Source organism: Stenotrophomonas sp. 80084_Sma, from assembly GCF_056481995.1.
Genome location: NZ_CM151177.1, coordinates 4,010,405 through 4,023,813, shown reverse-complemented (window position 1 = coordinate 4,023,813; position 13,409 = coordinate 4,010,405). Strand labels below are relative to the sequence as shown.

Annotated in this window: 13 protein-coding genes; 5 read left to right on the top strand and 8 right to left on the bottom strand. The window is 66.4% G+C overall.

Features of this window, described 5'->3' with window-relative positions:
* Positions 1–30 precede the first annotated feature (30 nt).
* Positions 31–807 (top strand): AMP nucleosidase, encoded by a 777-nt coding sequence (locus tag ACZK3W_RS18500; protein ID WP_005414446.1) that lies wholly within the window; start codon positions 31–33, stop codon positions 805–807.
* Positions 808–850: 43 nt separating this feature from the next.
* Positions 851–1,390 carry a DUF924 family protein gene (locus ACZK3W_RS18495; RefSeq protein WP_006384394.1) on the top strand — a complete coding sequence of 180 codons (540 nt, stop codon included), beginning with the start codon at positions 851–853 and terminating at the stop codon, positions 1,388–1,390.
* Positions 1,391–1,467: 77 nt separating this feature from the next.
* Here the strand turns inward: ACZK3W_RS18495 and grxD are convergent, their stop codons facing one another.
* On the bottom strand, positions 1,468–2,394 hold the full coding sequence (gene grxD / locus ACZK3W_RS18490; RefSeq protein ID WP_049421809.1) for a Grx4 family monothiol glutaredoxin: 927 nt from the start codon (positions 2,392–2,394) through the stop codon (positions 1,468–1,470).
* A gap of 59 nt (positions 2,395–2,453) precedes the next feature.
* On the opposite strand from grxD, the gene ACZK3W_RS18485 reads away from it, so the two are divergent.
* A complete protein-coding gene (locus ACZK3W_RS18485; protein ID WP_125895592.1) occupies positions 2,454–3,233 on the top strand; it encodes a polysaccharide deacetylase family protein in 780 nt (259 codons plus the stop codon).
* 68 nt (positions 3,234–3,301) lie between these two features.
* On the opposite strand, the gene ACZK3W_RS18480 is transcribed toward ACZK3W_RS18485, so the two are convergent.
* From ACZK3W_RS18480 to ACZK3W_RS18470, 3 genes are read right to left on the bottom strand one after another with little or no spacing between them, the layout of a single operon-like run.
* Positions 3,302–4,018, bottom strand: coding sequence for a class I SAM-dependent methyltransferase (locus ACZK3W_RS18480; protein WP_125895591.1), 717 nt, complete (start codon positions 4,016–4,018; stop codon positions 3,302–3,304).
* Positions 4,019–4,022: 4 nt separating this feature from the next.
* Positions 4,023–4,640 (bottom strand): SGNH/GDSL hydrolase family protein, encoded by a 618-nt coding sequence (locus tag ACZK3W_RS18475; protein WP_125895590.1) that lies wholly within the window; start codon positions 4,638–4,640, stop codon positions 4,023–4,025.
* 3 nt (positions 4,641–4,643) lie between these two features.
* A complete protein-coding gene (locus tag ACZK3W_RS18470; protein ID WP_125895589.1) occupies positions 4,644–5,918 on the bottom strand; it encodes a pyridoxal phosphate-dependent aminotransferase in 1,275 nt (424 codons plus the stop codon).
* A 114-nt stretch (positions 5,919–6,032) separates the two neighbouring features.
* Here ACZK3W_RS18470 and rsgA point away from each other — a divergent pair, with 114 nt between their 5' ends.
* On the top strand, positions 6,033–7,142 hold the full coding sequence (rsgA, locus tag ACZK3W_RS18465) for a ribosome small subunit-dependent GTPase A (protein ID WP_032129866.1): 1,110 nt from the start codon (positions 6,033–6,035) through the stop codon (positions 7,140–7,142).
* A 227-nt stretch (positions 7,143–7,369) separates the two neighbouring features.
* On the top strand, positions 7,370–8,623 hold the full coding sequence (locus ACZK3W_RS18460) for a flavohemoglobin expression-modulating QEGLA motif protein (protein WP_125895588.1): 1,254 nt from the start codon (positions 7,370–7,372) through the stop codon (positions 8,621–8,623).
* A gap of 188 nt (positions 8,624–8,811) precedes the next feature.
* On the opposite strand, the gene ACZK3W_RS18455 is transcribed toward ACZK3W_RS18460, so the two are convergent.
* From ACZK3W_RS18455 to ACZK3W_RS18440, 4 genes are all read right to left on the bottom strand, one after another.
* A complete protein-coding gene (locus ACZK3W_RS18455) occupies positions 8,812–9,726 on the bottom strand; it encodes an IS110 family RNA-guided transposase (protein ID WP_180838801.1) in 915 nt (304 codons plus the stop codon).
* Between the two features lie 166 nt (positions 9,727–9,892).
* Positions 9,893–10,183, bottom strand: a complete 291-nt coding sequence (locus ACZK3W_RS18450) for a hypothetical protein (RefSeq protein ID WP_478450165.1) — start codon at positions 10,181–10,183, stop codon at positions 9,893–9,895.
* 127 nt (positions 10,184–10,310) lie between these two features.
* Entirely contained in the window at positions 10,311–12,608 is a 2,298-nt protein-coding gene (locus tag ACZK3W_RS18445; RefSeq protein WP_478450164.1) for a TonB-dependent receptor, read from the bottom strand.
* 160 nt (positions 12,609–12,768) lie between these two features.
* Entirely contained in the window at positions 12,769–13,293 is a 525-nt protein-coding gene (locus ACZK3W_RS18440; protein WP_478450163.1) for a hypothetical protein, read from the bottom strand.
* Positions 13,294–13,409 lie beyond the last annotated feature (116 nt).

Genomic DNA, 13,409 nt, shown 5'->3' with positions numbered 1-13,409 from the left:
TACCCGGTCCCCCGCCGTACCGGACTGCCCATGAAGAGCAAGCAGGAAATCGTCGACAACTGGCTGCCGCGCTATACCGGCGTACCGCTGGACCAGTTCGGCCAGCACATTCTGCTGACCAACTTCGGCGGCTACCTGCATACGTTCTCCGAGCTGACCGGCGCGCCGGTCATCGGCCTGGACCGGCCGATGGCCAGTGCCACCATCGATGGCATCACCATGATCAACTTCGGCATGGGCAGTCCCAATGCCGCGATCATCATGGACCTGCTGTCGGCGGTGATGCCCAAGGCGGTGCTGTTCCTGGGCAAGTGCGGTGGTCTCAAGCGCAAGAACCAGCTGGGCGACCTGGTGCTGCCGATCGCGGCGATCCGCGGCGAGGGTACCTCGGGCGACTACCTGCCGCCGGAAGTACCGGCGCTGCCGGCCTTCGCGCTGCAGCGTGCGGTTTCGACCATGATCCGCGACCTCGGCCACGATTACTGGACCGGCACCGTCTACACCACCAACCGCCGGGTCTGGGAGCACGACGAGGCCTTCAAGGAGCGGCTGCGGGCGATGCGCTGCATGGCCATCGACATGGAAACGGCCACGGTGTTCGCCGCCGGCTTCGCCAACCACATCCCCAGCGGCGCGCTGCTGCTGGTTTCGGACCAGCCGATGATCCCGGACGGGGTCAAGACCGAGGCCTCCGATGCCAAGGTCAGCTCCCAGTTCGTGGAAAACCATATCCAGATCGGCATCGAGGCGCTTAAGCTTATCCGGCGCAACGGCAAGTCGGTCCGCCACCTGCGCTTCGACGAATGATGATGAAGGCCGGGCGCGGGGCGTCCGGGCCTGGGAGTAGGTAATGGACGTTGCCGCGCAAGTGGTGGAATTCTGGAAGGAGGCGGGCCCTGCGAAGTGGTTCGCCCGCGACGACGCGTTCGACGCGCAGTTCCGCCAGTTGTTTCTGGATGAGCATTTCGCCGCCGCTTCGCGCGGGCGCGAGCATTGGCTGGGCAGTGCCGAAGGGGCGCTGGCCCTGATGCTGCTGCTGGACCAGTTCCCGCGCAACTGCTTCCGGGGCACTGCCCATTCCTACGCCACCGATGGCCTGGCCCGGCACTACGCCATGCGTGCCATCGAGGAAGGCCTGGACCTGCAGCTGGTGCCGAAGCTGCGCGCCTTCATCTACCTGCCGTTCGAGCACTCCGAGGATCCGCTGGACCAGGACCGCTCGGTGGCGATGTTCGACGTGCTGGGTGACAAGGAATACCTGCAGTACGCCGAACTGCACCGCGACATCATCCGCCGTTTCGGGCGCTTCCCGCATCGCAACGCCGTGCTGGGCCGCATCCCCACGCCGGAAGAACTGGATTACCTGGCCGAAGGCGGGTTCGCCGGCTAAGAAAAAGGGGACGGAGGGGATTAAGTCGTTTATGGCAAAAACGACTTAATCCCCTCCGTCCCCTTTTTCAGTGCCGATCAGTACTTCGGCACGCCGTTGTCCACGTCTTCCGACCAGGCGTTGATGCCGCCGGTGACGTTGAACACCTTGGTGAAGCCGAGGGCGCGGAACTGCTCGGCGGCCTGCGCGCTGCGGCCACCGTGGTGGCACATGAAGGCCAGTGCGGTGTCCTTCGGCAGGGCTTCCAGCGCGGCGCGGCCGTTGCCGTCGAAGCTCTTGAACGGTACGCCGACGGCTGCGATGGCGCGCTCGTCGGCCGGGCGCACGTCCACCAGGGTGATGTTGCCGGCGCGCACCAGGTCGTCGGCATCGCGCACGCTGATTTCCTGTACCGGCTTCGGCGCGTTCGGGTTGTCGATGGCCAGGCCCTTGCCGCGGATGTCGTCCACCCAGTCGATGGTGATGCCGTTGGCGCGACGCGCGCTGGCCAGGTCGAACTGCACGCGCAGGCCGTTGGACTCGGCGGCAATCGCGCCTTCGTCGTGCGGGGCCAGCTGGAAGTTCGGCTGGAAACCGGCGTCGATGGACAGCTGCAGGGCCGCGCCCGGGGCATCGGCCAGCGCGCCCTTGAGCATTTCCACGGCTGCCGGGGTGACGGTGATGCTCGGCGGGGTACGGTCCGGCGCAGCCAGGCCCAGCACGCTGCTCAGCTCGCCGCTGGCGGCCATCTGCAGCACGATGTCGCTGCCGCCGACCAGTTCGCCGTCGATGTACAGCTGCGGGATGGTCGGCCAGTCGCCGTAGGCCTTGATGCCTTCACGGATTTCCTGGTCGGCCAGCACGTTGACGTGGGCGAACTCGACGCCGAGGTCCTGCAGGGCGCCCACGGCCTTGGCCGAGAAACCGCACTGCGGCATCGACGGCTGGCCCTTCATGAACAGCACGACGCGGTTGGCGTTGAGGATGGATTCGATGCGCGAACGCAGGGCGGGATCGAGGGACATGGACGTCGGGGTTCCGGGAATTCGAATCATCAATTCTAACCCCCATGGCATCATGGGGGATGAGCAACGCAGGAACATTGCATCGCATCCCGCCCCGCCCCTGGCGCTGGCTGCCCTGGCTGGTGGCGTCGCAGCTGGCCGTGATCCTGGTCTGGGCCCTGGCCGGCTGGCAGTGGGGGCTGCCGCTGATGGTGGCCAGCCATGCGCTGTTCATGGTGCCGGTGTTCCTGCCCAACAGCCGCTTCTATGCGCCGGTGCTGAGCCGACTGCCGGAGGCCGGCAACACGGTATGGCTGACCATCGATGACGGTCCTGGCCCGGAAACCCGCGCCATGCTCGACCTGCTGGACCGCCACCAGGCGCGCGCCACCTTCTTCCTGGTGGGCGAACGTGCGCTGGCGCAGCCGGAACTGGTCGCCGAGATCCTGCGCCGTGGCCATGACCTGGGCAATCACAGCCACAGCCATCCGCAGGCGCGCTTCTGGCGGCTGGGCCCGGCGGCGATGCGCGCCGAGATCGAGGGCTGCCAGCATGCCCTGCAGGCGGTAAGCGGCCAGCCGGTGCGCTGGTACCGCTCGGTGGTGGGCATGACCAATCCGTTCGTGGCGCCGGTGCTGCAGCGGTTGGGGCTGGTCCGGGTAGGCTGGAGCGCGCGCGGCTACGACGGCGTCGGCTGCACGCCGGACGGCGTGCTGGCACGGTTGCTGCCGGATCTGCGCCCGGGCGCGATCGTGCTGCTGCACGAAGGTGCCGCCCATGGGCATAACCTGGTGATCATCGAGCGCGTGCTGCAGGCACTGCACGAGCGCGGGCTGAAGGCGCAGCTGCCGGCCGGATAACCGGTAGCGCCGGGCCACGCCCGGCGAGCGCAGCGGCATGGATGGAATCCGCCGGGCATGGCCCCGCGCTACCGGATGCGGTGCGCCACCAGCAGCCAGCTGTTGAACGGGGTACGCCCGTGCAGCGGCCGGGGCGACGTCACCTGCAATCCGGCCTCGATCAATGTCGCCTGCAACACCTGCGGATCGGGATAGTGGCGCGGTCGTGTGCCCATCCAGCCGATCAGCCAGGCCAGCCGGTCGGCGACCCGCGTGGTGCGGTCGCGGCCATCGCCGGTGGCCAGCGGTGTACGCAGCAACAGGCAGCCGCCGTGGGCCACCTGTGCGCTGGCCGCGCGCAGCAGGGCCTGCTGTGGGCCCGCGTCCAGATACTGAAGCACGTCCAGCAGCAGGACGTGCCCGGATTGGGCCGGCAGCGGCGCCTGCACATCCACGCAGTCGAAGCGCACGTCCTGCAGGTCGGCGGCAGCACGTTGCGCGCGGGTGATCTTGCCGGCATCCACGTCCACGCCCAGGTAATGCTGGGTACCGCCGCGCTGGCGCAGCACATGGGCGAACAGGCCCAGCCCGCAGCCCAGGTCCAGCACAGGCTGCCCATCGTCAGGCAGATGCTGCAGCACGCCGTCGTACAGCGGATCGCTGCCGAGCTTGCCGCGGGTGTAGTAGTAGTCGCGGCGGCTGCCCCAGGCCTGCGCTGGCCGGAATGCTTCTGCGATCAAGCGGGCCTGCGGGGCGGTCAGGGGCGTGCAGGGCAGGGGCGGGCCGTTCCGTGGCGTGCCGTCCATCGCCTCAGTCCGTGCCGCCAAGCAGATGCGCGGCCACCGGCAGAGCGCGCGCGCTCCACAGCGCATACATCCGCGCTGAAGGATGCAGGCCGTCCTCGGCAAACATCGTCGGGTCTTCGCCCTGCGCGCGGCTGATATCGGTGATGTCGACGAAGGCCACGCCCTGCTGGGTGCTGATCACCTCGGCAGCCGCGTTGAACTCGTCGGTCTCGATCTCGATGGCGGCCAGGTCGCGGCCACTGCCGGCGCCGAACGGGGTCGCACCCCAATCGGGGAAGGACAGCACCAGCACGCGGCCGGCGTCACCGCCAGCGAAGCCGATCGCCCGCTGCAGCAGCGCCTGGAACTGGCTGCGGTATTCGTCCAGCGGACGCCCGCGGTACTGGTTGTTGACGCCGATCAGCAGGCTGACGAAATCGAACGGCCCCTGCGGCGCGGCCGCATCGATGCCTGTATCAAGTTCGTCGGTGGTCCAGCCGGTGGTCGCAATGGTCTGCGGATCGGACAGCTCAGTGCCCTGTGCACGCAGCGCGGCAGCCAGCTGGTGCGGCCAGCGGCCTTCGACTGCAACCGCTTCACCGATGGTGTACGAATCGCCCAGCGCCAGGTAGGACAGGGTCACAGGTCAGGCCACCGAACGGCGCGGCTTCAGCGGCACGACCTTGGTCGCGTCCTCGGCACGGCGGGCCAGGGCACGGTCAATGCGCGCGAATACATCGCGCATCACCGAGGCTTCCGGCATCAGGGTCACGCGGAAATGGTGGCGGTAGGGCACGTTGAAGCTCGAGCCCGGCACCACCAGCACGCCCTCGTTGTTCATCAGGTCCAGCGCGAAGTTGTGGTCGTCGAAGCCCTTGGCCGCAGCGCCTACCACGGCCGGGAACGCGTACAGCGCACCGGAGGGAGCGACCAGCGACAGGTGCTCGCTGGCTTCGCAGGCTTCGATCACCGCACGGCGGGTTTCGTACAGGCGGCCGCCCGGCGTGCACAGCTCGGAAATGGTGTCCGGGCCGTTCACCGCGGCCTCGATGGCGTACTGGCCCGGCACGTTGGCGCACAGGCGCAGCGCACCGAGCAGGTCCAGCGCCGCGCGGAAGTCACCCAGGCGGGCATCGTCGCCGCTGAGGTGGGCCCAGCCCACGCGCCAGCCGCAGGCGCGGTGCACCTTGCTCAGGCCGCTGAAGGTCAGGCACGGATGATCACCGGCCAGCGGCGCGACCGGCTGGAACACCGCGTCGTCGTACAGGATCTGGTCGTAGATCTCATCAACCAGCAACAGCAGGTTGTGGCGGCGCGCGATCTCGACCACGCGCTCCAGCAGTTCGCGCGGGTAGCTTGCGCCGCTGGGGTTGTTCGGGTTGATCAGCACGATGGCGCGGGTGCGCGAGGACACCAGTGTCTCGATCTCGCTCGGGTCCGGCTGGAAGCCGTTCTCCGGTGCGCAGCGGTAGTACACCGGGCGGCCATCGTTGAGGATGGTCGAGGCCGACCACAGCGGGTAGTCGGGCGAGGGCACCAGCACTTCGTCGCCGGGATTGAGCAGCGCACGCAGCGACAGGTCGATCAGTTCGCTGACGCCATTGCCGAGGAAGACGCGGTCCGGGTGCGCATCGGGCGCGCCACGGCGGGCGTAGTAGCTGGCGATGGCTTCACGCGCGACCGGCAGGCCCTGCTGGTGCGTGTAGGGGTCGGTGCGGCCCATGTCGTCGGCGATCGCACGCTGAAGGTGCTCCGGCGCGCGGAAACCGAAGGCGCCGGGATTGCCGATGTTGAGCTTGATCAGCTTGCGGCCCTGCGCCTCCAGCTCCCGGGCTCGCCGCGCCAGTTCTCCGCGGATTTCGTAGCGCACTTCGGAAAGGCGCTCGCGGATGGCCAGGGGCTTGGGCGAGTTGGTGGACATGGGAGCTGGGCCGTCAAAAGGCATGGGGCTTCCATCCTACCGGAATTGCTGCAATGCATGGCAAGGGCTCCGGGCCCGTCATTGCTGGGCTGGCAGGGCGCCGGCACAGGTAGAATGGCGGCGATGACCCAGACCCCCGATTTCATCGCCCTGCAGACCATTGGCTGGCCCTGGCCGGGCCCGGCGCAGCAGGCCGACTGGCAGGCCGCGATGGCCGCACATCCGCAGGCCCGCCCGGCACGGGTGATCGAACAGCACCGCACCCACTACGTGGTGGCCGATGGCCCGGATGCGTCGATCAAGGCCGAGTCGCTGCCGGAATGGCAGCGCCCGCGCTTCCCCAGCCATGAACGGCCAGCGGTGGGTGACTGGGTGCTGCTCGATGGCATCCGCATCGTCGCCCTGCTGCCGCGGCGTACCGCGATCAAGCGCGGTGCGGCCGGCGAGCATTACCACCAGCAGGTGATCGCCGCCAACATCGATACGGTGTTCATCGTCTGTGGCCTGGATGCCGACTTCAATCCGCGCCGCATCGAACGCTACCTGCTGCTGGTCGGTGGTGGCGGTGCAGAGCCGGTGGTGGTGCTGACCAAGGCCGACCAGACCGAGTACAGCGAAGACGCACTGGCGGTGCTGGAAGAGCTGGAGATGCAGGGCATCGCGCTGCATGCGATCAACGGCCTGGATGCCGACAGCGTGGCGGTGCTGCAGCCGTGGCTGGGCCCGGGCCGCACGGTGGTGCTGGTCGGTTCCTCCGGTGCCGGCAAGTCCACGCTGACCAACACCCTGCTGGGCGAGCAGCGGATGAAGACCAACGCGGTGCGCGCCAACGATTCGCGCGGACGCCACACCACCACGCACCGCGCGCTGATGCCGCTGCCGACCGGCGCCTGCCTGATCGACACCCCGGGCATGCGCGAGCTGAAGCCGACCGGCGAAGAAACGCTGTCCGAAGGTGGCTTCGCCGACATCGAAGCGCTGGCCGCACAGTGCCGTTTCAACGACTGCAAGCACCAGCAGGAACCGGGCTGTGCCGTGCGTGCAGCGATCGAGGCCGGCGAGATCGAAGAGAGCCGGCTGCTGAACTACTTCAAGCTGAAGGAAGAAGTGGCCGCCGCTGCCGCCAAGCTGGCAGTACGCCAGGCCGAGACCGCGCAGGAACGCGGTGGCAAGAAGGGCAAGGGCCAGCAGTTCCGCCCGGCAGGCAAGCCGCGCAGGCGTTGATCGGTATCGCGGGGTCGGATCCCATTGCACCGCAATGGGCTCTGCCCCCTGCAATGAACCTGCGTCTGCCTGCTTCGGGTGGGTGCCAACTGCCCGCTCCTGGTAGGTGCCAACCTTGGTTGGCACGGATGTATCCGAAGTCCGCCTTCGGCGGATGCCAACCAAGGTTGGCAGCTACCCGATCCATTGCACCTACCAACGTGCGGGCAGAGCGCTATAGTCCGCGCATGGAACCGACTGCGACGCTGGACCGTGACGTGGCCCACCATGCAGCGCTCGATGCGCGCCTGGTCGAGGCCGTGGGAGGCATCCGCCTGCTGGGCCTGACCAGCTGGCCGGCGACGCTGCAGGCACCGTTCCTGGCCAGCGTGGCACGCGGCCAGCCGGTACTGCCGAAGGTGGACTACCCGAAGCTGGATTTCAGCGAGGAACGTCGTGCGCTGGCCGCGATTGCCGCCGACTGCGACGACAGCCATCCACTGGGTCACTACGTGCGGCAGTCAGCGCAGAGCTGGGACCTGGCTGCGCAGCTGCTGGAAGGACTGGGCACTGCCGCCGTCGACTCCTGTTCGGTGCAGCTGTTCGGCGCCCCCGAGCAGCCGTTGCCGGGCAATGGCCCGAGCACGCGCGAAGCGGCGCGCCACTTCATCCAGATCGCCGCCGAGCTGGACCACGAACTGCTGGCACCGGAAGAACAGGTGCCGGTCTCGGCCATCGCGCTGCAACTGCAGCTGCAGAACGATCTGGACGCGTTCTTCGAATCGCGCATCATCCAGGTACAGCTCGACCCGGAGCTGGTGTCCAAGGCCGCCGCCGGCCCGACCCGCATCCGCCTGCGCACCAGTGCACGCTTCAGCGCCTACGACCGCGCGCAGCTGTTCCACCATGAAGCGCTGGTGCATTCACTGACCGCCCTGAACGGCCGCGAGCAGCCGGTGCTGCCCAGCCTGGCACTGTCCTCGCCGCGGGTGACGGCAACCCAGGAAGGGCTGGCCACCTTCGCCGAGCAGATCACCGGCAGCATCGACATCGAGCGCCTCAAGCGCATCAGCCTGCGTACCGAAGCGATTGCGATGGCCCGCGAAGGTGCTGATTTCATCGAAGTGTTCCGCTATTTCTGCGATGCCGGGCAGAACGCGGAAGAGAGTTTCGCTTCGGCGCAGCGCGTGTTCCGTGGCGTGCCGCCGAGTGGCGGCCTGGCCTTCACCAAGGACACGGTGTACCTGCGCGGCCTGGTGTCGGTGCACACCTTCTTCCGCCACATGCTGGCCGAGGACCGCCTGCAGGTCTGCCGCTGGTTGTTTGCCGGCAAGATGAGCCTGACCGATGCGATCGCGTTCGCGCCGTTGTTCGATGCGGGGGTGCTGAAGCCGCCGCGTTGGCTGCCGCACTGGGTGAGCCGGGCGAATGGCCTGGCCGGGATGCTGGCGTTCTCGCTGTTCGCCAACCGGATACGGATGGACCAGCTGGCGCCGGAATGAAATGCGTTGGCGGCTTGTGGCGTCTTGATTGATATCGGAGAGAGCGGGGGGCTTGCGCTGGCCAGGACACGCCGCAAGTACGTCCCTGTAGCAACTGTGTTGCTGGAGAGTCTCAGGCCCGTCAGGTAAACGGGCACGGTAGTGCCGGCCGCTGGCCGGCAGCCTTTGGTCTTTCGCCCTGGCTCGCCTCAGGCGGGGACTAGCCCGCTTTCAGCGTCGCGCACACGGGCGTTGAGGATGACCAGCATCTTCCGCATCACTGCCACGATGGCCACCTTGCCTTCCTTGCCGCGGGCTCGTAGCGACTGGTAAAAATCGCGCAGCCGAGGTTCATGCCGCATGGCCGACATTGCCGCCATGTAGAGCACTTGCCGGATTTCGGCTCTTCCACCGTGGATGCTTCGTTTTCCTCTCATCGTGCCGCTGTCGTGGGACATCGGGGCTACCCCGACCAGGCTGGCGATGCGCTTGCCAGTGATCCTGCCAAGCTCTGGCAGATAGCTGGCTAGAACTGCCTGCAGCACAGGCCCTACGCCCTTCATCGACTTCAGCATCTTCAGTTGAGGCTGCTGACCAACCTGCTCGACGATCTGCTTGCCCAGACGCTCAACCAACGTTTGTAGGCGGGTGATGTTGCCCTGCAGTAGTCGGCGCAGTTCACGATCAAGCACCATTTCCTGCTGTTGCCGCGCGATGGTCAGGGCGTCCATCGCCTGCCGACGTGCCCGAACGAACTCCCGCATCTTCTGCTGCCAAGACTGCAGCGGCTGATAGGGAGGCAGCTTCACCAGGGCGGCCATCTGCGCCAACGCGTAGGCATCCAAACGGTCGGTTTTGGCAGTCTGACCCAACCCCTGAGCCAGTTTCCGGGCGCGCAAGGCATTGGCACGGGCCACCGGATGACCGGCCTTGTGCAGGAAATCCAGCACCGGCTGCTCATAGCCACCCGTGGCTTCAAGCACGATCTGGCGGGTCGGACGCTTCTTCAGCCAAACATCCAGTTCAGAAAACCCGGAGCGGTTGTTGCTGACCTGCAGGGTTTCTCCGTCCGTCGTACCGATATCCAGCTGACGCTTGCTGACATCAATCCCGATCCCGTTCATCACCTGACTCCGTATAGTCTGGAAGGGTCGAGAGCTCCCCCGCTTGCCCAGTCTTATCGCTTCGAGTGGTCGCTCCAGCAACTGTTCGGGCGGATCAAGGGAGATTCCGGCGTGGGCGCCAAGCTACATGGCGATCGTCGCGATCCTGGTTACGGATCGTCGAGATCTAGGCTCGCACGGCGGCCCACGCCGGCTCTCGACGCCTACGCTGCCAGATTCCGATCAGATAAGGCTCGGCCACGGCATCCATGCCGTGGACGGTCCTGGCCAGCGCAAGCCCCCCGCTCCAGACAATTTCCTGCGAGACGGCCAGCAATCCACCAGAGGGATTGCGTTTGAAAAGCTTGAAAAGCAAATAGCCGGGCAGTGCCCGGCTCTTTGCTTTTGCTTTTGCTCTTGCTTTCAATTGCCTCCGCGCCGGCGCGGGGAACTGTCCAGCGTGGGTAGGCAGGCCCATGCAGGACCGTGAGGCGCATGGATGCGCCGATCGAGCCCCCATGGATGGGTTTACGGCGTGTCCTGCATGGGCCTGCCTACCCACGCCATGCAGGAACAATCAACGCGCCGCAGCGCCCGCTTTCGATTTAGAACTCCGCCGCCACCGTCATGAACAGCTGCCGCGGCGCACTCGCATGGATCGCATAGCGCGTGCCCTTCGGATCGGTCGGTGCGAACGAGCTCAGCTGGCCGGCGTAGCGCTTGTTGGTCAGGTTGGTCGCGTTCAACGACACCCGCACGTTACGCAGGCCCAGGCCCGGGCCGAAATCGTAGCCCGCACCGGCGTCGAAGGTAGTCACGCCCGGCACCGACTGGTCGTTGGTGTAAGTGTAGTAGCGCTTGCCGGTGTACTTGGCACGCAGGCTGGCGAAGAAGCCATCGCGGTTCCAGCTGATTTCACTGGAGGCCATGCGCTGCGGCGTATCCACGGTGATCTTGCCGGCCACCGGCACTACCGCGCCGCCGGACAGGTAGTCGTCCTCGTAGGTGGTCTTGTTCCAGGACAGCGCGTTGTACCACTGCAGGCCGTCGATCGGCTTGAGGATGAAGGTCAGTTCCGCGCCGTAGCTCTTCACCGAACCGACGTTGATGAAGCGCGTCACGCACTCCGGACGCGTGCCGACTTCGATGCTCGAGCACGGGTTCAGCGACAGCAGGCGGTTGTCGAACTTCACGTTGTAGGCAGCGATCGACGCCTGGTACTTCTCACCGAAAGTACGGAAACCGGCTTCCAGGCTCTTCGACTTCTCGGGCTCCAGGCCGACGCTGGCCGCGAACGATTCCGGCGACACCTGCAGCGGGCCGCCGCTGCCACCGCCGACGAAGGCAGCGATGTTTTCGGCATACGAGGCGAACAGCTCGTTGTTGGCGTTGAGCTTGAAGCCCAGGCCCAGCTGCGGCAGCACCGATTCCTTGGCAGTCAGCGTGCCCGAGGCGATGCTGGTTTCCACACCCGGGTTGGCGGTGGCGCGCATGCGGGTGTTGGGGCTCTTGATGCCGACGTCCACGGTCAGGCGCTGGTCCAGGAAGCGCATGCGGTCCTGCACGTAGAACTGGCGCGTGCGGATGTCGAAGTCCTGGTTGAACAGCAGACGGTCCGGGTTCTTCAGGTACAGGTCGTCCAGGAACGGGCCGCTGATGTAGTAGAAGTTGCGCGACACGTTGTGGTCGTTCTGCTCGTACCACAGGCCGGCTTCCAGCTCGTGGATACCGACCGTCCACGACAGTGCGGCGGTCAGGCCATCGCGGTTGATCGTGTAGTTGGTGCTGCGGATCGAGATCGGCAGCATCTTGTCGGTGCCCGGGTAGGACGGCTGGCCCGGTGCCCACCAGTGGCCCTGGCCACGGTTGTCGTGGTGATAGGCCAGCAGCTTCAGGCGCCCCTGCTCACCCAGGCGCAGGTCGGCATCCACCGAGTACAGGTTGTCGTCACGCAGTGCACGGCTCTGGTAGTACGCATCGTCGATGCTGGTGACGCCACCGCTGAACTTGCACTTGCTGCGGTCCAGAGTTCCCGGCGCGCAGTACGCAGCAGCCACGGCTCGATCCCAGTCCGGCGCGTAGATGTTCCAGTCATAGCCCAGGCCACGTGCCAGCATGTCCTTGGACAGGTAGGCGTAGTTGGCCTGGCTGGCGCGCGAGGTGGCCACGAACGCACCGAAGCGGTGGTCGCCGACATTCCACACCGCCTTGGCGTTGAACTGGCGGGTGGTCTGGTTCTGGTACGGCGCGGCCCACATGTCCTGGTCCTGGTGCACGCCGGACACATAGGCCGAGAAGCCGTTGATGTCGCCGGTATCCACGCGCAGGTAGCCACGGCGCTGGCTGTTGTCGCCAACGGTGACGCTGGCGCGGCCGCCGAATTCGGTGGACGGGTCCGTCGAGAAGTACTGGATGGTGCCGCCCAGGTTGCTGGTCGAGGCCACGCCCAGCGAACCGATGCCCTGCGACAGTTCGGCACCGGCCAGGTTCTCGGCGATGATCGCGCGGGCGATGCTCAGGCCGTTGTAGTTGCCGTAGCTGTTGTCGCCCAGCGGGATGCCGTCCAGCGTGTAGCCCAGGCGGCTCTTGTCGAAGCCGCGCAGGCTGATGGTCTGCGATTCCTCGTTGGCACCGAAGGCGTCGTTGGACTGCACCGACACGCCCGGCAGGCGGTCGAGGATCTTCTGGCCGCTGGTGCCCGGCGGCAGCACCTGCTTGTCGACGGTGGTGATGCGCTGCACCTGGCGGGTCTCGCCCTGACCGATCACAGAGACGGTATCCAGCGTCTGCGCGCTCAGCGCGGCATCGGTGCTGGCGCCGGCATCGGCGGCGGTGGCGGCATGGGCGCTGGCGGCGGCGGAGAGCGCGATCGCCACGGCGATCGTCAGGTGTCGGGTCTGCATGGTGGTCCGTTGCATTGGGGGTGGTCACCGGCACGCGTGCGCGGTGCATGGCCACTATGCGAACGGAACATGAAACCTTCTTTACGGAAAACCAACGAACGATGCAGGGCAGTGGTGTGCGTCCTGCAACCTGTTCGTCATGGTGGTATGCCGGAGAGAATCAGAAGCGCTCACCGGGCCACCTGAATTTGAGCTGGTCCATGCAGTCACGATCATGTTCGGAGAATGAGAACCCGATCTGGATGCCGTTCAGTACCGTGCCGAACACCGTCGACTCGTCCAGACTATGCCCTGACGGGACGGAAAGGACGTTGAAGTCGGGGTAGCGACGACCCATCTGCTTTCGTGAGATGCAGGCGCCGCCCAGCGACAGCGTAATGCCTTTGATGATTCGCCCCGACGCATCGGTGTAGATCTGTCCAGAAGGCCCCTTGATCCTCCCAGCGACCACGAATGGCGCCAGATCGATGGTGGCGCTGTCGCCCCGGCCCATTCCTGCTTCCGAACGCGAGCCGGCCGGAGCCAGTGGTGACAGCTGCGCGACAAGGTCAGAGCGTGCCAGTTGCAAGGACCAGCGCTCCACGAGCCGCCAGGTTGCGTCCGCCTCTTCTGCAGTGGCAGCGGGTGGGGTTGCCGCCAGTGGCGTGGTGGCGACCGCAAGAAGCGCAATCAGCATTGCACGCATGCCAACCTCCTTGATCCGCGATGTCAGCCGTTCGTCCATTGGGCGCGGCAAGCGCTGGCAGGTATAGCACCGGTTCTGCCGATGCATCGGGAAGTGCGTCTCAGAAATGCAGAAAC